The following is a 20,329-nucleotide window of genomic DNA, read 5'->3' as shown; positions in this document are numbered from 1 at the left end:
GACGACGGCCGCCGGGCCACGGGGGGACCAGGCAGTCGCAGGCGGGCATTTTACCCGAGTTTGCGACTGCGCGGGCGGGTCAATCCCGGTCTTGTATACAAAAGTACAAGACCGGGACGGGCGGTCAGTTGAACAGACCGAAGAAGAACAGGCGGATGCTGTCCCAGATGCGGCGGAAGAAGCCGCCTTCTTCCACGGCGTTCAGTGCGACGAGGTCGGCGGTGCGGACGACCTTGTCGTTGAGCTTGACCTCGACCTTGCCGATGACCTGACCCTGCTGGATCGGCGCCATCAGGTTCGGCTCGACGACCATGTTGGCCTGCAGCTGCTTGAGCTGGCCGCGCGGCACGGTCATGGTCAGGTCTTCGGACAGGCCGGCTTTGACTTCGTGCTCGGAGCCTTTCCAGACCATGGCCTTGGTCAGCTCGGCACCCTTCTTGTAGAAGGTCTGGGTTTCGAAGAAGCGGAAGCCGTAGGTCAGCAGCTTCTGGGTCTCGGCGGCGCGGGCCTGTTCGCTGTTGGTGCCGAACACCACGGCGATCATGCGCTGGCCGTCACGCACGGCGGAAGCCACCAGGCAGTAGCCGGCTTCGTCGGTGTGGCCGGTCTTCAGGCCGTCGACGGTCTTGTCGCGCCACAGCAGCAGGTTGCGGTTGGGCTGCTTGATGTTGTTCCAGAAGAACTCTTTCTGCGCGTAGATGGCGTAGTGAGTCGGCTCGCCGTAGATGATGGCGCGGGCCAGGGTGGCCATGTCCTTGGCGGACGAGTAGTGGTCCGGGTTGGGCAGGCCGGTCGCGTCCATGAAGTGGGAATTGGTCATGCCCAGCTTCTGCGCGGTGGTGTTCATCATGTCGGCGAAGGCGTCTTCGCTGCCGGCGATGTGCTCGGCCAGGGCAACGGAGGCGTCGTTGCCCGACTGGATGATGATGCCGTGCAGCAGGTCGCTCACCGAAACCTGGGAGCCCACCTTGATGAACATGCGCGAGCCGCCGGTGCGCCAGGCGTGTTCGCTGACGGTGACCAGGTCGGATTCGGCGATGCGGCCGCCTTCGATTTCCTTGGTGGCGATGTAGGCGGTCATCAGCTTGGTCAGGCTGGCGGGCGGCAGGCGCTCGTCACCGGCGTTCTCGACCAGGATGTTGCCGCTGGCGCCGTCCATCAGCACCCAGGCCTTGGCCGCGAGCTGCGGGGCGGCGGGAACGACTTCAGCTGCCCAGCTGGCCACGGGGGCGCTGAACAACACGAGCAAGGACAGGCGTTTGGCGAAGTTGAAGATGTTCATCCGTCTCTCTGGGGTTCACTAATGGTCAAACAATCCCCTTGGGGGGAACTCGGGTGCTGCGACCTCTGTCGGGCCGCTGCGGCACGTGCGGTGGAATCTCAGTCCAGGCGCACGAGCTTGGGTTGGCCTAGGTTGGCCACGCGGATGCTGTCCTGCATCCGACTTGCTTCATCCTGCGTTCCGATCGGTCCCAGTCGCACTCGGTACAAGGTCTGCTGGTTGACCACGACCGAGCTGATAAAGGATTTCGCCCCCGTCAGGCCGCCGACTTTCTCCTTGAGAAGCTCCGCAGCGTCCGGGTTGGCGAAGGCACCCACCTGGAGATACAGGCCATCGGCTGGTAATGAAGCGTTTTTTTTTGAGTCGATCTGGACCGGCGCCACAGGCGCGGCGTGCTGCGCTGGCGGCGGGGTGTAGGTTTCGATGGGCTGTGCCATGGCGACCGCCTGCGGCTGCGCGGCAGGCTGCGAGGCCATCTTCGGCAGGGCCATGATCATCGGCGGCTGCTTGCCCTGGGAGGCCCACCAGCGGTCAGGGTCGATGCCTTCGACCTTGACGTGGGCGGTGCCGGTCTCGGCATAGCCGAGCTTCTTGGCGGCGGCGAAGGACAGGTCGATCACCCGGTCGGAATAGAACGGGCCTCGGTCGTTGACGCGGACGATGACGCTCTTGCCGTTGTCCAGGTTGGTCACGCGGACGTAGCTGGGCAGCGGCAGGGTCTTGTGCGCGGCGGTCATGCCGTAGAGGTCGTACTGCTCGCCGTTGGCGGTGGCCTGGCCATGGAACTTGGTGCCATACCAGGAGGCGGTGCCGACCACGTTGTAGGTATTCGCGTTGTTGAGCGGGTAGTAGGTCTTGCCCAGCACCGTGTAGGGGTTGTTCTTGAACGGCCCGTTGTGCGGCATCGGCACGGCATCGGGGATGCGCGAGACGTCGACGTCCCACCAGGGTGCGCCGTCGCGGTGCGGGCGGTTGTAGTCATAAGGCCCGGAAATGCCGCTGCTGGCCACCGGCTGCTGCTGGGGCGCGCGGTTGCCGGTGCAACTGGCGAGGAACACGGTGCTCAGGCCAACGCAGGCGGCCAACGACCAGAGGCCGGGACTTGCGATTCGCTTGCTCAATGGACACCTCGTGCCTTGGCGATCTCGCCGGCCAGCTGATGGACCGCCATGGCGTACATGGCGCTGCGGTTGTAACGGGTGATCACGTAGAAGTTCGGCAGCCCGACCCAGTATTCGGTGCCCTGTGCGCCTTCCAGGCGCATGGCGGTCACCATCAGGTCGTCGCGGATCACGTCATGGGTTCGCCAGCCCTGAGAGCGTAGCTGACCGAGGTTCATCTGCGGTTCCAGGCCCTGGGTGAGCGCGTCTTCGGCGGTGGAGGTGCCGATTTCCGCCTGCGACACCACCGGCTCGCCGGTATGCCAGCCGTGCTGCTTGAAGTAGTTGGCGACGCTGCCGATGGCATCGGTGGGGTCGCTCCAGATATTGATGTGCCCGTCGCCGTCAAAGTCCACGGCGTAGGCGCGGAAGCTGCTTGGCATGAACTGCGGCAGGCCCATGGCGCCGGCGTAGGAGCCGGTCAGGCTGAGCGGGTCGACCTGCTGTTCGCGGGCCAGCAGCAGGAACTGCTTGAGTTCCTTGCGGAAGAAGTCGGCGCGCGGCGGGTAGTCGAAGCCCAGGGTGGACAGCGCGTCCATCACCTTGAAGTTGCCGGTATTGCGGCCGAAGAAGGTCTCCACCCCAATGATGGAGACGATGTACTGGGCCGGCACGCCGTATTCCTGCTCGGCGCGGGCCAGGGCCTCGGCATTCTGATTCCAGAAGTCCACGCCGCGGTTGATACGCGCGTCGGTGACGAAGATCGGACGGTATTCCTTCCAGGTCTTCACCCGCTCGGCGGGGCGGGAGATGGCGTCGAGGATGGACTGCTTGCGCTCCACGTCGTGGAAGAGGCCCATGAGCTGCTCGCCGGCGAAGCCGTAGTCACGGGTCATCTCGCTGACGAACTCGGCGACCTGGGGCGAACCATCGTAGTCGCCCGCGCCAGCAGCGCCGGACATGCCGATCGCCCCCGCGATTCCGACCCAATGCACCCCCCTGGCAGCCCAGGCGCGCAGTACTTGCATTCCTTTCTTCACTCTTGTCATCAAACCTGGGCGATCCACTTCCGGTGGGTGTGAATCGACATCAAAACGCCGAACCCTGACATCAGGGTCACCAGCGAAGTTCCGCCGTAACTGATAAAGGGCAGCGGTACCCCCACCACTGGCAACAGTCCGCTGACCATACCAATGTTGACGAACACATACACGAAGAAGGTCATCGTGATACTGCCGGCCAGCAGCTTGCCGAACAGCGTCTGCGCCTGCGCCGTGATCACCAGCCCCCGGTAGATCACCAGCAGGTACAGCACCAGCAGAAGGCATACGCCAACCAGGCCGAACTCTTCGCCGAGCACGGCAATGATAAAGTCCGTGTGGCTTTCGGGCAAAAAATCCAGATGGGACTGCGTGCCCAGCAGCCAGCCCTTGCCAAACACGCCGCCGGAACCGATGGCCGCTTTTGACTGGATGATGTTCCAGCCGGTGCCCAGCGGGTCGCTTTCCGGATCGAGGAAGGTCAGCACGCGCTGCTTCTGGTAGTCGTGCATGACGAAGTACCACATGCCCACGGCGACCGGCACCGCGGCCGACACGGCCATGATGATCCAGCGCCAGCGCAGCCCGCCGACGAACAGCACGAAGGAGCCGGAAGCCAGTACCAGCATGGCGGTGCCCAGGTCCGGCTGCTTGAGGATCAGCACGAAGGGCACGACGATCAGCGCCAGCCCCACCACGCTGTGCTTGAAACCCGGCGGCAGCGAGCGCTTGGACAGGTACCAGGCGATGGTCATGGGCATCAGCAGCTTCATGAACTCCGCCGGCTGGAAGCGGATCACCCCGGGAATGTTGATCCAGCGGGTCGCGCCCATGGCGTTGTGGCCCATCACGTCCACCACCACCAGCAGCGCCACGCCGATCAGGTAGCCCAGCGGCACCCAGCGGGCGAGGAAACGCGGTTCGATCTGCGCCAGCACGAACATCGCGCCCAGGCCCAGGCCGAAGGACGAGGCCTGCTTGATCAGCAGGTCCCAGCTCTTGCCGCTGGCGGAATAGAGGACGAACAGGCCGACCGAGCCGAGGGTCACCAGCAGCAGGAGCAGCAGGCCATCGATGTGCAGGCGCTGCAGCAGGCTGGAGCGCCGCTTCATCACGTCTTCGCTGGACAGCGTGCGGTCGAAATTTCCGTTCATGGTCATGGTTTGGGCGCCTCCGCCGTGGTCTGCGGTGCGTATTCGGCCTTGAGCTTGCCGGTCTCGTCGAGCAACCAGGCGTCGGTCACGGCCTTGAGTACGGGGGCGGCGACGCCGGAGCCGGACTCGCCGTTCTCCACCATCACCGCCACGGCGATCTGCGGGTTGTCCGCCGGAGCGAAGCCGACGAACAGGGCGTGGTCGCGGTGGCGCTCGAGAACCTTGGAGCGGTCGTATTTCTCGCCCTGCTTGATCGCGACCACCTGTGCGGTACCGGATTTACCGGCAATCCGATAGACCGAGGTGGCGCCGACCTTGCGCGCAGTACCCCGCGCGTTGTGCACCACCTGCTGCATGCCGTTATCGACCAGACTCCAGTTGTTCGGATCCTTGAGCTTGATATCCGGCATCGGGTCCTCGTCGACTGGCGGCTTGCCGTCGATGGTCTTGGCCAGGTGCGGACGAATCCATTTGCCCTTGTTGGCGATCAGGGAGGTCATCTGCGCCAGTTGCAGGGGCGTGGACTGCATGTAGCCCTGACCGATGCCGAGAATCAGCGTCTCGCCGGGGAACCAGGCCTGCCGACGCAGGGCACGCTTCCACTGGCGCGACGGCATCAGGCCTTCCGCTTCGCCATACATGTCCAGGGATACCCGCTGGCCGAAGCCGAATTCACTCATGTAGTCGTGCAGGCGGTCGATCCCCAGTTTATGGGCCAGATCGTAGAAGTAGGTGTCGTTGGAGCGCATGATCGCGGTCTCCAGGCTGACCCAGCCATCACCCGTGCGGTTCCAGTTGCGGTACTTGTGGTCGTAGTTCGGCAATTGGTAATAGCCAGGGTCGAACACGCGACTGGTTGGCGTCACGACGCCCGCATCGAGGCCGGCGATGGCCACCGCCGGCTTCACCGTCGAACCCGGCGGGTACAGACCCCGCAGCACGCGGTTATACAGCGGGCGATCTTCGGAGTCGCGCAGGGCCGCGTAATCCTTGAAGCTGATGCCGGTGACGAACAGGTTGGGGTCGTAGCTCGGCTGGCTGACCATGGCGAGCACCTCGCCAGTGGACGGCTGGATCGCCACGATGGCGCCGCGACGGCCCGCCAGTGCGGCCTCGGCGGCGGCCTGCAGCTTGCTGTCGATGCTCAGCACGATGTCGCGGCCGGAGACCGGCTCGGTGCGCTTGAGCACGCGCAGGACGCGGCCACGGGCGTTGGTCTCGACTTCCTCGTAGCCCACCGTGCCGTGCAGTGCGTCCTCGTAGAATTTTTCCACGCCGGTCTTGCCGATGTGGTGAGTGCCCGAATAGGCCACCGGGTCGAGCTTCTTCAGTTCCGCCTCGTTGATCCGCCCGACATAGCCGACCGAGTGGGCGAAGTGCTCGCCCAGCGGGTAATGGCGGACGAATTGCGCGGCCACATCGACGCCGTTGAGGCGATACTGGTTCACCGCGATGCGGGCGATCTGCTCCTCGGACAGCTCGAACATGATCGGCACCGGCTCGAATGGCCGGCGCCCCTGTTTCATGCGCTTCTCGAAGATGGCCTTGTCTTCCTCGGTGAGGCCGAGGATCTCCACCAGGGTCTTGAGCGTCTCCTGCAGGTTCTCGGTGCGCTCGCGGGTGATGGTCAGGCTGAAGCTGGGGCGGTTGTCGGCGATGATCACCCCGTTGCGGTCGAAGATCAGCCCGCGATTGGGCGGAATCGGCTGCACATGGACGCGGTTGTTCTCCGACAGCGTCGAGTGGTAGTCGTACTGCGTCACCTGCAGGTGATACATGCGCGCCACCAGCACCAGGGCGAGCAGGAAGATCGCCACCCCGCCGACGATGACGCGGGCGCGGACCAGACGGGCGTCCTTCTCGTGGTCCTTGAGCTGTATCGGCTGCGGCATCGAAAACGGCTACGACTACTTGTGGTAGGGGTGCCCGGACAGAACCGTCCAGGCGCGGTAGATCTGCTCGCCGACCAGGATCCGCACCAGCGGGTGCGGCAGGGTCAGCGGCGACAGCGACCAGCGCTGCTCGCTGCGCGCGCAGACCTCCGGCGCCAGGCCTTCCGGCCCGCCGACCATGAGGTTGACGGTGCGCGCGTCCAGGCGCCAGCGGTCGAGTTCCTGCGCCAGCTGGGGGGTGCTCCAGGGCTTGCCTTCGACTTCCAGGGTGACGATGCGTTCCCCCGGCTGGACCTTGCTCAGCATGGCCTCGCCTTCCTGGCGGATCAGCCGCGCCACGTCGGCATTCTTGCCGCGCGTGTTGAGCGGGATTTCCACCAGTTCCAGGGACAGCTCCGAGGGCAGGCGCTTGACGTACTCCGCCCAGCCCTCTTCCACCCAGCGCGGCATGCGCGAGCCGACCGCGATCAGACGCAGACGCACGGCAGGCTTACTCGGCGCTGTGGTGAGCGCGGCTCTGCTCGGCGCCCTGCCACAGGCGTTCCAGGTCATAGAACTGGCGGGTAGCCGGCTGCATGACGTGGACCACGACGTTGGCGAGGTCGATCAGGACCCATTCGCCGCCTTCCTGGCCTTCGCTGCCGATCGGGCGAACGCCCTGTTCCTTGACCTTTTCCAGGACGTTGTCGGCCAGCGACTTGACCTGACGGCTGGAGGCGCCGGTGGCGATGACCATGACGTCGGTGATGCTGGTCTTCTCGCGCACGTCGATGACGGTGATGTCCTGCGCCTTGAGATCTTCCAGGGCGGCGATGGTCAGTTCGACCAGTTGTTCGGTTTGCATGTATGACTCTCTAGCTTGATCAGTGAGACGCCTGGTACAGGCCGTGCGCCTCGATATAGTTCAATACCGCATCCGGCACCAGGTAGCGCACCGAGCGCCCCTGCGACAGGAGTTGGCGGATCTGGGTGGCGGATACTGCCAGCGGCGTCTGCCAGACGAAGGTGATCTGCCCGGCGGGGCCGGTCATCGCCTTCGGGTCGGCAACACTGCGCGCCGCCAGCAGGTCGCGCAGGTCTTCCGGCGGCTCGCTGTCGGCATCCGGGCGCTGCAGCACGACGATATGACAGTGCTCCAGCAACTCTTCCCAGCGATGCCAGGTCGGCAGGCCGCAAAATGCGTCCCAGCCGACCAGCAGGAACAACTGGTCCTGCTCATCCAGCTCCCCACGCAGCGACTCCAGGGTGTCGATGGTGTAGGAGGGTTTGTCACGCTTCAGCTCGCGGTCATCGACCACCAGCGGGGTCACGCCGGCTACCGCCAGTTCGACCATCGCCAGCCGCTGCTCCGGTTTCACCTGGGGGGTGTCGCGGTGCGGCGGGCGGAAGTTGGGGATCAGGCGCAACTCGTCGAATTCGAACTGCTCGGCCATCTCCAGCGCACTGCGCAGGTGACCGATGTGCACCGGGTCGAAGGTGCCACCGAACAGACCGACCCGACGGGAACGCGCCTTGTTCATCAGGTCCGCACGTGTCCGTCGCCGAACACCACGTATTTCTCGCTGGTCAGGCCTTCCAGGCCGACCGGGCCGCGGGCGTGCAGCTTGTCGGTGGAAATGCCGATCTCCGCGCCCAGGCCGTATTCGAAACCATCGGCGAAGCGGGTCGAGGCGTTGACCATGACCGAGGCCGAGTCCACTTCGGTGAGGAAGCGGCGGGCGTCGGTGAAGTTCTCGGTCACAATCGAATCGGTGTGCTGCGAGCCGTAGGTGTTGATGTGCTCGATGGCCGCATCGAGGCCGTCGACGATACGGATCGACAGGATCGGTGCGTTGTACTCGGTGCGCCAGTCTTCCTCGGTGGCTTCCAGCACGTCGGCGCCCAGCAGTGCGCGGGTGGCGGCGTCGCCGCGCAATTCCACGCCCTTGTCACGGTAGATGGCGGCCAGCGGCGGCAGCACGCGGTCGGCGATGCCGGCGTGAACCAGCAGCGTCTCCATGGTGTTGCACGGCGCATAGCGCTGGTTCTTCGAGTTGTCGGCGACGCGGATCGCCTTGTCCAGGTCGGCGGCGACGTCGATGTAGACGTGGCAGATGCCGTCCAGGTGCTTGATCACCGGGACCTTGGCGTCGCGGCTGATGCGCTCGATCAGTCCCTTGCCACCGCGCGGAACGATGACGTCCACGTACTCGGGCATGGTGATCAGCGCGCCGACAGCGGCGCGGTCGGTGGTTTCCACCACCTGCACGGCGCTGGCCGGCAGGCCGGCGGCGGCCAGACCGGTCTGGATGCACGCAGCGATCGCCTGGTTGGAGTGGATCGCCTCGGAGCCACCGCGCAGGATGGTGGCGTTGCCGGACTTCAGGCACAGGCTGGCGGCGTCGATGGTCACGTTCGGCCGGGATTCGTAGATGATCCCCACCACGCCCAGGGGCACGCGCATCTTGCCCAACTGGATGCCGGACGGTACGTAGCGCATGTCGCGGATCTCACCGATGGGGTCCGGCAGCGAAGCGACCTGGCGCAGGCCTTCGATCATGTCGTCGATGCGCGCCGGCGTCAGGGACAGGCGGTCGAGCATGGCTGGCTCCAGACCGTTGGCACGGCCATTGGCCAGATCCTGTTCGTTGGCTTCGGTCAACTGGGCGCGGGCGGCGTCCAGGGCATCGGCTGCGGCCAGCAGGGCTTGGTTCTTCTGCGCGGTCGTGGCGCGCGCGACAACGCGCGACGCTTCACGGGCGGCGCGGCCCAGGCGGCTCATATAGTCGAGAACGGACTCGGTCATGATCTAACGCGTCTGCGTGAGGGAAATGCGCAAGTATAGCGGGAGCGCCCCCTCAGCGGCCAGCCACAGCAGCCCGCCGGTCAGCGACGCGCTTCGCGTAACGCCAGCGCCCGCCATCCCCCGCCTGCCGGTTACATCTGTCACTCCCCACCCCGCCCTGCCGCCCGAAGGTTGGGTAACCAAATTCGTATCCGCTGGTTACCTTGCCCGGGGGCCGTTGCCACTTTTCCTTGGCCATAAATAAAAGGCAACGGCCCACGCGGCTAGTTGCCCCCGCAGTGCTCGCATGCCAGGGACTCAGGCCAGGGAAGAACAACAAGAGGCGGTCCACCGCCGGAGAACTGCCATGCGCTATCGCACCGATTACAGCGCCCAGTCCCTGACCGCCGCCCCCGCGGTGCTGGAACTGGACGGTTGGCAACTGCACTACCAGGCCTTTTCCTCCAGGGAAGATGATCCACGCCCGCCCGTCCTGCTGCTGGGCGGCGCGTTCCAGAGCTTCCGCTCCTTCGCCTGCGAGGTCTCGGAGCTGCTCGCCGGGCACCCGGTGATCCTGCTCGACCTGCCCAGCCAGGGCGGCAACCTGCAACTGGCGCCGCAGCTGAGCCTGGAAGACCTGGCTGACCTGATCGCCGCCTTTGCGCAAACCCTGCAACTGCCGCCGCTGATGCCCATCGGGCTGTCCTACGGCTCGGCGCTCGCCGCGCTGTTCGCCGCCCGCCACCCGGCGCGCTGCGGCCGCCTGCTGCTGGCCGGCATCACTGCCTTCGGCCGCCCCGGCGCCCGCGCGCTGCTGGTGGAGGCTCTGGCGCGCCTGGAACTGGGCGAGCAGACGCCTTTCGCCCACGGTGTGCTGACCGGCCTGATCAACCCGCTGCGCCTGGCCGATACGGGAGTTTCCCCGGTATTCCGCAAGGCCCTGCTGCGCCAGCTGCAGCGTCTGACCCCGGCGGAGATCGAGCGCTACCGGCAGAACAGCCAGCGCCTGCTGGCCTTCGGCGGCTTCGACCGCCACCCGCAGTGCCCGACCCTGGTGCTGGCCGGCGAGTACGACCACTTCACCCAGCCCTGGGAGCATGCCGAATTTGCCCACGCCTGCACGGACGCCGAGTTCGCGCTGATCCACAACGCCGACCACCTGGCCCAGTTCGAGCGCCGCGATGCCTGCGCGCGGCTGTACAACCCGTTCCTGCGCGGTGAAGCACTGCCGCGCAGCGCCGCCGGCAGCACACGCTTCCAGCGCCAGCAGCTGCTGCACCTGGAACGCCGCTTCGAACCGCGCCTGGCGCCGGCCGACACGCGCGCCGTGCTGCGCAACGGGAAAGGTGGCGAATGGCGCTGCGAGCTGGCGGAGCTGGGGTATTTCGGCGGACTGATCCGCGTCGCGCTGCCGGCCGATCGTCCTTCGCGCGGCTGGAAACTGGCCGCCGCCGGCCTGCCGGAGCTGGATATCCTGCCGCTGCGTTACAGCGGCGACGGCCTGGCCTTCATCTTCGCCCACGGCGACCCGCAGGCCAGCGCGGCGCTGGCGGCAATGGTGGTGCCGATGCAGCAGGGGGCGTGTGCGGCTTGAAGGACCGCTGGCTGGTTGAAACCCTGGGCGCCCCGGCGCTCAGGCATTCCCCTCACCCTAACCCTCTCCCAAGGGGAGAGGGGACTGTTCGGCGTGAGGCGAAACGGCAGTATCAGCCGGCATGATCGGCTCCCTCTCCCTTTGGGAGAGGGCTGGGGTGAGGGAAACGCGCTGACACCGTCGACCTGCATTGGCACTGTTCGCGAGCCCAGGAACTAAACCCGCGCCTCGATCACCCGCACCAGACTCGGCATCCGCCCCTTGGGCAACCCCAGCCCCGCACCATCCACCTGCGGATCGAGCACGCCCACCCGGCCGAACCCGCAGCCGTTGAACGCCTGCTCGATCTCGCCGGCACTGCGGTAATGCAGCGGATAGCCGCCACGGGTCAGCCGGCCGATCAGCCCGACGCCCCAGCGGATCTGCCGGTAGCGCGGATGCTCGCGCAGGTCGGGATAGAGTTCGGTCAGGTAGGTCGCTTCCGGGAACACCCGCAGCGCAGCGGCCAGACGGCGCCAGAAGCCCTCGATCACCGGTCGCTGGAAGTAGTTCACCAGGCCCTCGGTAATGACTGCCACCGGGCGGTCCGGGTCCAGTTCAGCAAGCAGCGCCGCCAGGCACTGCTCGCCCTGTTCGGCGAGGATATCCACAGCCCGCACGCGGTGCTTGCCGTCCAGCCAGCCCTGCTCCTGCAACAGCGCCGACTTGCGCGCAGCCATCGGCGGCAGGTCGGCTTCGAGGTAGGTCAACTGGGGATAGCGCTCACGGAAGCGCCGGCCACGGGGCGAAAGCCCGCAGGCGATCTCCACCACCTGGGTAACACCGCGCAATTCGATGGCCTGGGTCAGCCGGGCATCGATCAGCAGGTGACGTTGTAACAGGAAGTCTTCGATATTCAGCCCGAAGCCGATCCGCGCGCCCCAGTTGATCGGTGCCACGCAGCCATGCACCCAGCGGCCGAACGCCGTGGCGAAGGCCGGATCGGCCAGCTGGTGGCGATACCAGACGTAACCGGTGTAGTGCGCGCTGGGGGTGATGTGGGCGCTGTCGGCCCGGATCCGTTCAGCCATGCTTAAGAATCTTGTTGTTATGATCCCCCAGCCTAAGACCGGCCCGAGAACCGCGACAATCCGATGCCCGCCGAACCCAACCTAAGTTTGCCCTGGCCCGATGCGAATCCGCTGCCGGACGCCTTCTTCAACCGCGACGCCCTCACCGTCGCCCGCGAGCTGCTGGGCAAGGTGATCCGCCACAGGGTCGGCGAGCTGTGGCTGTCGGCGCGGATCATCGAGACCGAGGCCTACTATCTCGCCGAAAAAGGCAGCCACGCCTCGCTGGGCTACACCGAGAAGCGCAAGGCGTTGTTCCTCGATGGCGGGCACATCTACATGTATTACGCCCGCGGCGGCGACTCGCTGAACTTCAGCGCCGGCGGCGCGGGCAATGCGGTACTGATCAAGTCCGGCCACCCCTGGCTCGATCGCATTTCCGGCGACGCCGCCCTGGCCTGCATGCGCCAGCTCAACCCCGCCGCCGACGGCAGCGAGCGCGCGCTGGGCAAGTTGTGCTCCGGCCAGACCCTGCTCTGCCGCGCCATGGGCCTGAAGGTGCCGGACTGGGACGCCCAGCGTTTCGACCCGCAGCGCCTGTTCGTCGACGACCTCGGCGAGCAGCCCTCGCTGGTCATCCAGGCCGCGCGCCTGGGCATTCCCCACGGCCGCGACGAAAACCTGCAATACCGCTTCGTCGATGCCGCCTTCGCCAGCTTCTGCACGCGCAACCCTTTGCGCCGCGGGCAGGTCGAAGGCCATGACTACCACCTGCTCGGAACCCAGGACGCCACCTTCCGATGATCGATCTCGCCGCCTTCAACACCTGGATGGCCACCCATCCGCAATGGCTCGCCCTGGTCCTGTTCCTGGTCGCCTTCCTCGAATGCGCCGCCGTCATCGGCATCATCCTGCCCGGCGTGGTGATGCTCTTCGCCATCGCCGTGCTGGCCGGCAGCGGCGCCCTCGGGCTGGGGGAAACCCTGGCGCTGGCGTTCTTCGGCGGCTTGCTGGGCGATGTGTCGTCCTACTGGATCGGCCGCCACTTCCACCAGGATATCCGCCGCCTGCCGGTGCTGCGCCACCATCCGGAATGGATGGCGGCCGCCGAAGGCTTCTTCCACCGCTACGGTGTCGCCAGCCTGCTGGTGGGCCGTTTCATCGGGGCGCTGCGGCCCTTCCTGCCGATGATCGCCGGCATGCTCGACATGCCTTTCGGACGCTTCCTGGCGGTCTCCGTCGTGGCCGCCGCCGGCTGGTCGATCGCCTACCTGGTGCCCGGCTGGGCCACCGGCGCGGCGATGCGCCTGCCACTGCCCGAGGGCTTCTGGCCGGAGGCCGGGGTGGTCGCCGCGTGCGTCGCCGCGGTGCTGGCACTGATCATCCACGCCGAGCTGCGCAAGGAGCGCAAGGCTGCGTTGCTCGGCGCCGTCGGCTGCTTCGCGCTGCTGATTGCCATGCTGATCGGCTGGCCGCACCTCGACGCCCTGGACAAGGGGCTGATGACACTGGTGCAGGAACACCGCCACGCCTGGCTGGACGATGTAATGGTGGCCGTCACTCGTGTCGGAGACTTCCGCACCCAGTTCATTGCCGGCGCGTTGCTGGCAGTGCTGCTGGCCGCGCTGCGACTGTGGCGCCACGCGTTCTTCGCCGCCGGCACCATGGTCGGCACCGCGCTGCTCAACACCACCCTCAAGCACCTGTTCAGCCGCGCACGCCCGGAAGTGATCGCCGACCCGCTGTCCGCCTTCAGCATGCCCAGCGGACACAGCTCGGCGTCCTTCGCCTTCTTCCTGGTGCTCGGCGTGCTGGCCAGCCGGGAGAAATCCCCGCGCGTGCGCCTGACCTGGATGCTGCTGGCGGTGATCCCCGCCGCCAGCATCGCGCTGTCGCGCGTGTACCTGGGCGCCCACTGGCCCAGCGACATCATCGCCGGCGCCCTGCTCGGCGCCTCGGTGTGCGCCGCCAGCCTGTGGCTGAGCCAGCGCAGCAGCGAGCTGCCGGCCCTGGCGCCGCGCATCTGGTGGAGCCTGCTGCCGACCGCCATGGTGCTGCTGGCAGTGGCCAGCGCCTGGGGCCTGTCAGCGGCGATTCACCGCTACACGCCGCTCTGACCCGGCGTCAGGCCCAGGGGCGCTCGCGCATCAGTTCGGCGCAGCGCAACTGGACGAACTCGCGCAACTGGGTCACCGCCCGGCTGAGCTGGGCGCGGTGGGTGCAGAACAGGTTCATCGGCGTGGCTTCGCCCAGGTAGTCCGCCAGCGCCACTTCCAGCCGGCCGGCGCGCACGTCGGCCGCGACGTCCAGCCAGGACTTGTAGACCAGCCCCTGCCCCGCCACGGCCCAGCGCCGCACCACGTCGGCATCGTCGCAAAGGCGGTCACCGCGCACCGCCACCACATGCTGCTTGCGGCTGTCGCTGAAGCTCCAGCGCTCATGGGCGCGTCCTCCCAGCATGTAGAGCAGGCAGTTGTGCCGGTGCAGCTCATCCGGGTGGGTCGGCCTGCCGTGGCGGGCGAAGTATTCCGGCGCGGCACAGAGCACGCGGCGGTTGTCCGGGGCCAGCGGCAGCGCCACCAGGTTCGAATCACCCGGCTGGCCGAGACGGAAGGCCACGTCCACTGGCTGCCGGTAGAGATCGGCCTGGCGGTCGCTGATCAGCAGACGCAGGCTCATCCGCGGATGCAGTCCCTGGAATTCGTCGAGCCAGGGCAGCAGCACGTTGCGCCCGAAGTCCGACGGCGCCGAGACCTGGAAATTGCCAGCGATCTCGCTCTTGCCGCCGGCCAGCAACTGGCGGCCGTCGTCCAGGCTTTGCAGCGCGGCACGGGCGTGGGCCAGGTACAGCTCGCCTTCGGCAGTCAGGCGCAGGCTGCGGGTGGAGCGGGCGAACAGGCGCACATCCAGCTCGCTTTCCAGGCGCTTGAGCGCTGCGCTGGCCACCGCCGGCGACAGCTCCAGCTCGCGGGCGGCGGCGGAAAGGCTGCCGCGCTCGGCGGTGCGGACGAAGATCTGCAGGTCGTCGAAACGCAGCATTTTCAAAAATCCTTTGAAAGAGACTCTCTACTTACGCGGTTTTTCTTCCCGGTGAAAGAGAGCAGCATGCCCTCACCTTCCCCGCCCCACTGGAGATACCCGGATGAGCCTGACCCTGATCGCCATCATTCGCGCCAAGCCCGGCCGCGCCGACAGCCTGCAGGAGCGCCTGCACGGCATGCTCGCGCCGTCCCGCGCCGAGGCCGGCTGCCTGCAGTACGACCTGCACCGCGACATCAAGGACGCCGAGCTGATCTACATGATCGAGCAGTGGCGCGATGAGGAAGCCCTGGCCGAGCATGAGGCCAGCCCGCACTTCCAGGCCTTCGTGAAGGCCGCCGAAGCTGATCTGGCGGAACTCGATATCCGCCTGATGAACCGAATTGACTGATCATTTCAGCGAACAGGATTGACCATGAAAGCCATCGGCTACACCCAGAGCCTGCCCAGCAGCGACGCCAATTCCCTGCTCGACATCCAGCTGCCCGAGCCCACGCCCGGCCCGCGCGACCTGCTGGTGGAAGTGCGCGCCATCTCCGTCAACCCGGTGGACACCAAGGTGCGCCAGCGCGCCCAGCCTCCCGAAGGCCAGCACAAGGTGCTCGGCTGGGACGCCGCCGGCGTGGTTCGCGCAGTGGGCAGCGAAGTCAGCCTGTTCAAGCCGGGCGACAAGGTCTGGTACGCCGGCGACCTGACCCGCCCCGGCAGCAACGCCGAACTGCAACTGGTGGACGAGCGCATCGTCGGCCCGATGCCGCAGAGCCTGGACTTCGCTCACGCCGCCGCGCTGCCGTTGACCACCATCACCGCCTGGGAACTGCTGTTCGACCGCCTGCAGGTGGCCGAAGGCAAGGCCAGCGCCGGACAGTGCCTGCTGATCGTCGGCGCCGCCGGCGGCGTCGGCTCGATCCTCACCCAGCTGGCGCGCCAGCTCACCGGCATGACCGTGATCGGCACCGCTTCGCGTCCGGAAACCCAGGAATGGGTGCGCAACCTCGGCGCGCACCATGTGATCGATCACCGCAAGCCGCTCAGTGAAGAGCTCAAGCGCATTGGCGTCGGCGAAGTCACCCACGTGGCCAGCCTCAACCAGACCGAGGAGCACCTCGCCGAAATCGTCGCCAGCCTGCGCCCGCAGGGCCGCCTGGCGCTGATCGACGACCCGCTGAACCTCGACGTGCGCCTGCTCAAGCAGAAGAGCCTGTCGCTGCACTGGGAGTTCATGTACACCCGCTCGATGTTCCAGACCGACGACATGATCGAGCAGCACAAGCTGCTGCAGCGCGTGGCCGGGCTGATCGACAGCGGCGTGCTGAAGACCACCCTGGGCGAGCATTTCGGCAAGATCGATGCGGCCAACCTGCGCCGCGCCCACGCACTGCTGGAAAGCAACACGGCCAAGGGCAAGATCGTGCTGGAAGGCTTCTGATCTGCCGCTCCCTGTAGGAGCGCCCCATGGGCGCGATCGCGGGCATGGCCCGCTCCTACAGGGTTACTCTTTCGCCTTGGACAGCAACCGACAGAGCTTTTCGGTGGCCTCGAGCATCGCGAAGCTCGGCTTTTCCAGGTTGCGATCCGGCACCACCCAGAGCTGCCTGAGCCGCGCGGCGCTGAGTTGCTGCATCCCGGTCCAGCTGCGCAACTGGTCGTCGCTGGCCGCCAGGATCACCTGCGGATCGCGCGCCAGCACGGCTTCCTGGCCAACTTGCGGCGCCGGCAGGTCGAGGTCGGCGAACAGGTTGCGGCCCCCGCAGACCTCCAGCGCCTCGCTGATGATCTGCCGGCCACCAACGGTATAGAGCGGACGGTCCCACACCTGATAGAACACCCTGAGCGGCGGCTCGCGGTGGTACTGCGCCCGCAACTGCGCCATGTGCGCCTCGAAGGTTTGCGCCAGTTCACGCCCCTTCTCCGCCCGCCCCAGACGCTCGCCCAGCTCGCGGAACTGCCGGGAGATATCCTCCAGACGGTGCGGATCGGCCACATAGACCGGGATGCCCACGGACGTCAGGCGTTGCAGCTGCGCTTCGGGCACGGCGCCAGGCCAGACCAGCAGCAGGTCGGGCTGCAGGGCAAGAATCTGTTCGAGGTTGACCTGGCCGTAGCGGCCGACGGACGGCAGGCCTTTCAGGGATTCCGGGCGCGGCCCGCCGTCGAGCAGGCCGGCCAGCCGGTCGGCGGCGCCCAGTTCGAGGACCATGTCGGTGAGCGAGGGCGCCAGGCTGACCACCCGCTCCGCCGCCGCGACGGGCAGACCGGCAAGCAGCAGGAGCAGGCAGAGAAAACGGCGCATCAGGCCAGTTGGCGCGGCAGGCGGTACAGCCAGAGAATGACCAGGCTGGCGAAGCCCAGCAGCAGGACAGGCACGCCATGCAGGTCGACCAGCACCGCCAGGGCACCGATCCACGCCGGCAGGCTGCCGACCAGCGCGCCACGGCGCTGTGCGGCGCCCAGCGCCTGCCAGGCGGAGGGCTCATCCGCGCCGTCGCGGGCCTTGCCAGTGGCAATCAGCGCATGCTTGTAACGGCGGAACAGCGGCAAGGTGAGGAACATCGACAGCAGGCCGACGACGAACACCGGCGTGGCCAGCGATTCCGGCCCGGGCGCATCACCCACCAGCGCCAGCATCAGGTGCTGCGGCGCCAGCGCGAGCGCCAGCAGCAACCACCAGAGCAGATTCAGCCGGCGCCGGGCAGCGGCGCGATTCACGAAGCGGATGCCTCGGCCTCGGCTTCGCCCTGATGCATGTTGCCCAGCATGTGGCCCAGCTTGCCTGCCTTGGTCTGCAGGTACCGCTTGTTGTGCGGGTTCAGGCCCTTCTGCAGCGGCACGCGCTCGGCAACGGTCAGGCCGTAGCCTTCCAGCGCCTTCACCTTGCGCGGGTTGTTGGTCATCAACCGCAGCGAGCAGACGCCCAGGTGCTTGAGCATCGGCAGGCACATGGCGTAGTCACGCTGGTCGGCGCCAAAGCCCAGGGCCAGGTTGGCTTCAACGGTATCGGCACCTTCGTCCTGCAGGGCGTAGGCGCGGATCTTGTTGAGCAGGCCAATGCCACGGCCCTCCTGACGCAGGTACAGCAGGACGCCGCGGCCTTCCTTGGCGATGGCCGACAACGCGCCCTCGAGCTGGAAACCGCAGTCGCAACGCAGGCTGAACAGCGCATCGCCGGTGAGGCATTCGGAATGCAGACGCCCCAGCACCGGCTGGCCGTCGTCGAGCTTGCCCATGGTCAGGGCGACGTGTTCCTTGCCGGTTTCCTCGTCGAGGAAGCCATGCATGGTGAATTCGCCGAAGGGGGTGGGCAGCTTGGAGGCGGCGACGAAAACGACAGACACCGGAAACTCCTGAAAGATTTATCTAAGGAAGGAGGACCGGGATTGTAACAGCTGCACCGGCCGCACCGTCATTGCGAATTCTGCAAGATAAGCATCGATGCTTTTGATAGAAGCCGCGTCAGTGCTTGGCCTGGATGTACATCATGCCCTGGTCTTCGCGCCAGCCGACGCGGTTGAGGTAGCTCATGCCCAGCAGGATTTCGGTGGGGAAGTCGCCTTCGAGGACCACGGCCTCGACGCCCAGCACCTCGACGCCGCCGAGCTTCACGCTGTTGAGAGTCACCCTCCAGCCCTTGGCCGTGCCGCTGGCGGTGGAGGCCATCATCGGCGTACCACCGGCGCGGTAATCCAGCCCCAGGCGCCGGGCCTGACCTTCATTCATGGCGATCGAGGTCGCGCCGGTATCCACCAGGAACTGCGCATTCTGGTTGTTGATCGTGCCGGCCACCCAGTAATGGCCGCCGGTACCGCGGGCGATGCTGGTCTCGGTGTGCGCGGACGGCGTGGCGTAACCCGCACTGTTGTACTCGCGGCTCAATTCATAGGTCTGCTCGACCCCGCCCACTCGGAGCACCGCCTTGTGGCTGTCGGCGCTGACCACCTGAACGCCTTCCGGGCCAGTCTGGCCGACCTTCACCAGCTTGCGCTGGCCGTCGATATTGAGCACCGCGGCGCCGGGGAACAGACCCACCACCTGCACCTGAGGCGCCGCAAAGGCAGCGAGGGAACAGAGGGACAGGCAGATCAGGGCGGACAGGCGCATGGCGATCACTCCTTGGGCGGCAGCAGCGGTTTCAGCGGGGCGTAGGGCCAGTGCCAGCGGGCGAAGATGCGTTCCAGCTCGCCGCTGCGGTAAAGCACCTGCATGCGTGAATCATAGAGTTTCGCCAATGCCCGCCCACGGTCATTGTTGGCGAAGCCAAGATACAGCGGAATCGAACCGACATCGGTGATGCGGTAGACGCTGGCATCAACGCCCTTGGCCTCGATCATCTCTTCCAGCTCGGGCCGCGCGTCGATGAAGTAGTCGATGCGATGGCCGTCGAGCATCGGCAGCGCGGAGCTTCGCCGTTGCAGCTCATTGCGCTGCTTGAGGTGGTCCAGGTAGCGGTCGAACGCATAGCCGCGCATCCACGCCAGGCGGTAGCGGTCGAGCGTGGCCAGTGTCGGCTGGGGAGAAGTCTTCAGGCCCAGCGCGCCGATGGGATCGACGTCATAGGGCCAGTGCGGATAGATGATGTGGTCGATTTCATTGCGATAGGAACCGACCCAGGCGTCCGCCTCGCCGCGCTGCACCAGCCCGACCGAGCGCACGTAGGGCTCGCTGCGCAGGGCCAGGCGCACGCCTTCGGGCTCGTAGATGGCCCGCAGCAGGTCCCAGGCCAGGCCACGGCCGTCGGCCTGGCTGTAGTTGACCCAGACCTCACTGACCACCCGGACTTCAGTGGGTAGCCCGGCAGGCGCTTCGGCGACCTTGTCAGCGGCCAGGGCCGACGCCACGGGGATCGCCGGCAGCCAGCACAGGCAGAGGAGCAGGCATAGCAGTCGGCGCATTGATCTTCCTCAGATCAGCCAGTGGGCCCAACCCCATGTCAGGCCTTGCATCACCAGCCAGGCGAAAACGCCGGCCAGCACGTCATCGAGCATGATGCCGACGCCGCCATGGACGTTGCGGTCGATCCAGCTGATCGGCCAGGGCTTGGAAATGTCGACGATGCGGAACACCACGAAACCGACCAGCAGCCACCACCAGCCTTCCGGTACCAGCCAGAGGGTGATCCACATGCCGACCATCTCGTCCCAGACGATGCCTTCGTGATCGTGCACGCGCAGGTCGTCGGCAACCTTGCCGCACAGCCAGAAGCCGAACAGCATGGTGACGCCCAGCATCAGCCAGTAACCCCAGTCCGGCAGCATCTGCCAGAGTGGTATGAAGGGTAGCGCAACCAGCGAACCCCAGGTGCCCGGCGCCTTGGGCAGGGTGCCCGAGCCGAAGCCGAAGGCCAGGAAATGCCAGGGATTGCTCCATACCGAATGGGGTACGGGTTGGGCCGGGGCCTGGTTGGGGTGTTCTGTCACG

At 66.6% G+C, this 20,329-nt stretch carries 22 protein-coding genes; 5 read left to right on the top strand and 17 right to left on the bottom strand.

Annotated elements, in window-relative coordinates:
* Positions 1-124 precede the first annotated feature (124 nt).
* The 9 genes from ABKS89_RS03735 to ABKS89_RS03695 form a co-directional block, all read right to left on the bottom strand.
* Positions 125-1,282, bottom strand: coding sequence for a D-alanyl-D-alanine carboxypeptidase family protein (locus ABKS89_RS03735; protein ID WP_138216919.1), 1,158 nt, complete (start codon positions 1,280-1,282; stop codon positions 125-127).
* Between the two features lie 98 nt (positions 1,283-1,380).
* Positions 1,381-2,403, bottom strand: coding sequence for a septal ring lytic transglycosylase RlpA family protein (locus ABKS89_RS03730; protein WP_192404788.1), 1,023 nt, complete (start codon positions 2,401-2,403; stop codon positions 1,381-1,383).
* Positions 2,400-3,422 carry a lytic murein transglycosylase B gene (gene mltB / locus ABKS89_RS03725; protein WP_138216917.1) on the bottom strand — a complete coding sequence of 341 codons (1,023 nt, stop codon included), beginning with the start codon at positions 3,420-3,422 and terminating at the stop codon, positions 2,400-2,402. Before mltB ends, ABKS89_RS03730 begins: the two co-directional genes overlap by 4 nt.
* A gap of 8 nt (positions 3,423-3,430) precedes the next feature.
* On the bottom strand, positions 3,431-4,534 hold the full coding sequence (gene rodA / locus ABKS89_RS03720) for a rod shape-determining protein RodA (protein WP_138216950.1): 1,104 nt from the start codon (positions 4,532-4,534) through the stop codon (positions 3,431-3,433).
* 44 nt (positions 4,535-4,578) lie between these two features.
* Positions 4,579-6,468 (bottom strand): penicillin-binding protein 2, encoded by a 1,890-nt coding sequence (gene mrdA, locus ABKS89_RS03715; protein WP_348589721.1) that lies wholly within the window; start codon positions 6,466-6,468, stop codon positions 4,579-4,581.
* A 15-nt stretch (positions 6,469-6,483) separates the two neighbouring features.
* A complete protein-coding gene (gene rlmH, locus ABKS89_RS03710; RefSeq protein WP_015475414.1) occupies positions 6,484-6,951 on the bottom strand; it encodes a 23S rRNA (pseudouridine(1915)-N(3))-methyltransferase RlmH in 468 nt (155 codons plus the stop codon).
* Between the two features lie 7 nt (positions 6,952-6,958).
* Positions 6,959-7,312, bottom strand: a complete 354-nt coding sequence (rsfS, locus tag ABKS89_RS03705; RefSeq protein WP_045215138.1) for a ribosome silencing factor — start codon at positions 7,310-7,312, stop codon at positions 6,959-6,961.
* A gap of 19 nt (positions 7,313-7,331) precedes the next feature.
* Positions 7,332-7,988 (bottom strand): nicotinate-nucleotide adenylyltransferase, encoded by a 657-nt coding sequence (gene nadD / locus ABKS89_RS03700; RefSeq protein WP_045215141.1) that lies wholly within the window; start codon positions 7,986-7,988, stop codon positions 7,332-7,334.
* Positions 7,988-9,253, bottom strand: a complete 1,266-nt coding sequence (locus ABKS89_RS03695; protein ID WP_348589722.1) for a glutamate-5-semialdehyde dehydrogenase — start codon at positions 9,251-9,253, stop codon at positions 7,988-7,990. The genes nadD and ABKS89_RS03695 overlap by 1 nt, the downstream gene beginning before the upstream one ends.
* A gap of 346 nt (positions 9,254-9,599) precedes the next feature.
* Between ABKS89_RS03695 and ABKS89_RS03690 the strand changes: the two genes are divergently transcribed.
* Positions 9,600-10,826 carry an alpha/beta fold hydrolase gene (locus ABKS89_RS03690; protein WP_348589724.1) on the top strand — a complete coding sequence of 409 codons (1,227 nt, stop codon included), beginning with the start codon at positions 9,600-9,602 and terminating at the stop codon, positions 10,824-10,826.
* Between the two features lie 215 nt (positions 10,827-11,041).
* Here the strand turns inward: ABKS89_RS03690 and ABKS89_RS03685 are convergent, their stop codons facing one another.
* Complete coding sequence (locus ABKS89_RS03685; RefSeq protein WP_138216913.1) at positions 11,042-11,896, bottom strand: class I SAM-dependent methyltransferase; 855 nt, start codon at positions 11,894-11,896, stop codon at positions 11,042-11,044.
* Positions 11,897-11,959: 63 nt separating this feature from the next.
* Between ABKS89_RS03685 and ABKS89_RS03680 the strand changes: the two genes are divergently transcribed.
* Both ABKS89_RS03680 and ABKS89_RS03675 read left to right on the top strand, forming a co-directional pair.
* The gene (locus ABKS89_RS03680; RefSeq protein ID WP_348589726.1) at positions 11,960-12,679 is read left to right on the top strand and encodes a DNA-3-methyladenine glycosylase; all 720 of its coding nucleotides are present in this window, start codon (positions 11,960-11,962) and stop codon (positions 12,677-12,679) included.
* On the top strand, positions 12,676-13,992 hold the full coding sequence (locus tag ABKS89_RS03675; RefSeq protein ID WP_348589728.1) for a bifunctional DedA family/phosphatase PAP2 family protein: 1,317 nt from the start codon (positions 12,676-12,678) through the stop codon (positions 13,990-13,992). Before ABKS89_RS03680 ends, ABKS89_RS03675 begins: the two co-directional genes overlap by 4 nt.
* 7 nt (positions 13,993-13,999) lie before the next feature.
* On the opposite strand, the gene ABKS89_RS03670 is transcribed toward ABKS89_RS03675, so the two are convergent.
* The gene (locus ABKS89_RS03670; protein ID WP_138216910.1) at positions 14,000-14,914 is read right to left on the bottom strand and encodes a LysR family transcriptional regulator; all 915 of its coding nucleotides are present in this window, start codon (positions 14,912-14,914) and stop codon (positions 14,000-14,002) included.
* A 103-nt stretch (positions 14,915-15,017) separates the two neighbouring features.
* On the opposite strand from ABKS89_RS03670, the gene ABKS89_RS03665 reads away from it, so the two are divergent.
* Both ABKS89_RS03665 and ABKS89_RS03660 read left to right on the top strand, forming a co-directional pair.
* The gene (locus tag ABKS89_RS03665; RefSeq protein WP_138216909.1) at positions 15,018-15,305 is read left to right on the top strand and encodes a putative quinol monooxygenase; all 288 of its coding nucleotides are present in this window, start codon (positions 15,018-15,020) and stop codon (positions 15,303-15,305) included.
* 24 nt (positions 15,306-15,329) lie between these two features.
* Positions 15,330-16,343, top strand: coding sequence for a zinc-binding alcohol dehydrogenase family protein (locus ABKS89_RS03660; protein WP_518300986.1), 1,014 nt, complete (start codon positions 15,330-15,332; stop codon positions 16,341-16,343).
* A gap of 63 nt (positions 16,344-16,406) precedes the next feature.
* Here the strand turns inward: ABKS89_RS03660 and ABKS89_RS03655 are convergent, their stop codons facing one another.
* The 6 genes from ABKS89_RS03655 to ABKS89_RS03630 form a co-directional block, all read right to left on the bottom strand.
* On the bottom strand, positions 16,407-17,207 hold the full coding sequence (locus ABKS89_RS03655; protein WP_348589730.1) for a cobalamin-binding protein: 801 nt from the start codon (positions 17,205-17,207) through the stop codon (positions 16,407-16,409).
* Entirely contained in the window at positions 17,207-17,623 is a 417-nt protein-coding gene (locus ABKS89_RS03650; RefSeq protein WP_348589731.1) for an MFS transporter, read from the bottom strand. Before ABKS89_RS03650 ends, ABKS89_RS03655 begins: the two co-directional genes overlap by 1 nt.
* Positions 17,620-18,249, bottom strand: a complete 630-nt coding sequence (gene ribA, locus ABKS89_RS03645) for a GTP cyclohydrolase II (protein WP_045215168.1) — start codon at positions 18,247-18,249, stop codon at positions 17,620-17,622. Before ribA ends, ABKS89_RS03650 begins: the two co-directional genes overlap by 4 nt.
* 118 nt (positions 18,250-18,367) lie before the next feature.
* Positions 18,368-19,012, bottom strand: coding sequence for a retropepsin-like aspartic protease family protein (locus tag ABKS89_RS03640; RefSeq protein ID WP_138216905.1), 645 nt, complete (start codon positions 19,010-19,012; stop codon positions 18,368-18,370).
* Between the two features lie 5 nt (positions 19,013-19,017).
* Positions 19,018-19,803 carry a substrate-binding periplasmic protein gene (locus tag ABKS89_RS03635; protein ID WP_138216904.1) on the bottom strand — a complete coding sequence of 262 codons (786 nt, stop codon included), beginning with the start codon at positions 19,801-19,803 and terminating at the stop codon, positions 19,018-19,020.
* Positions 19,804-19,812: 9 nt separating this feature from the next.
* Positions 19,813-20,328: a phosphatidylglycerophosphatase A family protein gene (locus ABKS89_RS03630; RefSeq protein ID WP_081517128.1), complete on the bottom strand. Its 516-nt coding sequence runs from the start codon at positions 20,326-20,328 to the stop codon at positions 19,813-19,815.
* Between the last annotated feature and the right edge of the window lies 1 nt (position 20,329).

Origin of the sequence: Pseudomonas sp. LABIM340 (genome assembly GCF_040017195.2) — a bacterium.
Classification (GTDB): Bacteria; Pseudomonadota; Gammaproteobacteria; order Pseudomonadales; family Pseudomonadaceae; genus Pseudomonas.
This window is presented reverse-complemented; position numbering and strand designations above follow the sequence as displayed.

Excerpts from the sequence above, each read along its gene's own strand:
- ABKS89_RS03735 (WP_138216919.1), bottom strand. The coding sequence starts at position 1,282 with ATGAACATCTTCAACTTCGCCAAACGCCTGTCCTTGCTCGTGTTGTTC.
- rodA (WP_138216950.1), bottom strand. The coding sequence starts at position 4,534 with ATGAAGCGGCGCTCCAGCCTGCTGCAGCGCCTGCACATCGATGGCCTG.
- mrdA (WP_348589721.1), bottom strand. The coding sequence starts at position 6,468 with ATGCCGCAGCCGATACAGCTCAAGGACCACGAGAAGGACGCCCGTCTG.
- rsfS (WP_045215138.1), bottom strand. The coding sequence starts at position 7,312 with ATGCAAACCGAACAACTGGTCGAACTGACCATCGCCGCCCTGGAAGAT.
- nadD (WP_045215141.1), bottom strand. The coding sequence starts at position 7,988 with ATGAACAAGGCGCGTTCCCGTCGGGTCGGTCTGTTCGGTGGCACCTTC.
- ABKS89_RS03695 (WP_348589722.1), bottom strand. The coding sequence starts at position 9,253 with ATGACCGAGTCCGTTCTCGACTATATGAGCCGCCTGGGCCGCGCCGCC.
- ABKS89_RS03690 (WP_348589724.1), top strand. The coding sequence starts at position 9,600 with ATGCGCTATCGCACCGATTACAGCGCCCAGTCCCTGACCGCCGCCCCC.
- ABKS89_RS03685 (WP_138216913.1), bottom strand. The coding sequence starts at position 11,896 with ATGGCTGAACGGATCCGGGCCGACAGCGCCCACATCACCCCCAGCGCG.
- ABKS89_RS03680 (WP_348589726.1), top strand. The coding sequence starts at position 11,960 with ATGCCCGCCGAACCCAACCTAAGTTTGCCCTGGCCCGATGCGAATCCG.
- ABKS89_RS03675 (WP_348589728.1), top strand. The coding sequence starts at position 12,676 with ATGATCGATCTCGCCGCCTTCAACACCTGGATGGCCACCCATCCGCAA.
- ABKS89_RS03670 (WP_138216910.1), bottom strand. The coding sequence starts at position 14,914 with ATGCTGCGTTTCGACGACCTGCAGATCTTCGTCCGCACCGCCGAGCGC.
- ABKS89_RS03665 (WP_138216909.1), top strand. The coding sequence starts at position 15,018 with ATGAGCCTGACCCTGATCGCCATCATTCGCGCCAAGCCCGGCCGCGCC.
- ABKS89_RS03660 (WP_518300986.1), top strand. The coding sequence starts at position 15,330 with ATGAAAGCCATCGGCTACACCCAGAGCCTGCCCAGCAGCGACGCCAAT.
- ABKS89_RS03655 (WP_348589730.1), bottom strand. The coding sequence starts at position 17,207 with ATGCGCCGTTTTCTCTGCCTGCTCCTGCTGCTTGCCGGTCTGCCCGTC.
- ABKS89_RS03640 (WP_138216905.1), bottom strand. The coding sequence starts at position 19,012 with ATGCGCCTGTCCGCCCTGATCTGCCTGTCCCTCTGTTCCCTCGCTGCC.
- ABKS89_RS03635 (WP_138216904.1), bottom strand. The coding sequence starts at position 19,803 with ATGCGCCGACTGCTATGCCTGCTCCTCTGCCTGTGCTGGCTGCCGGCG.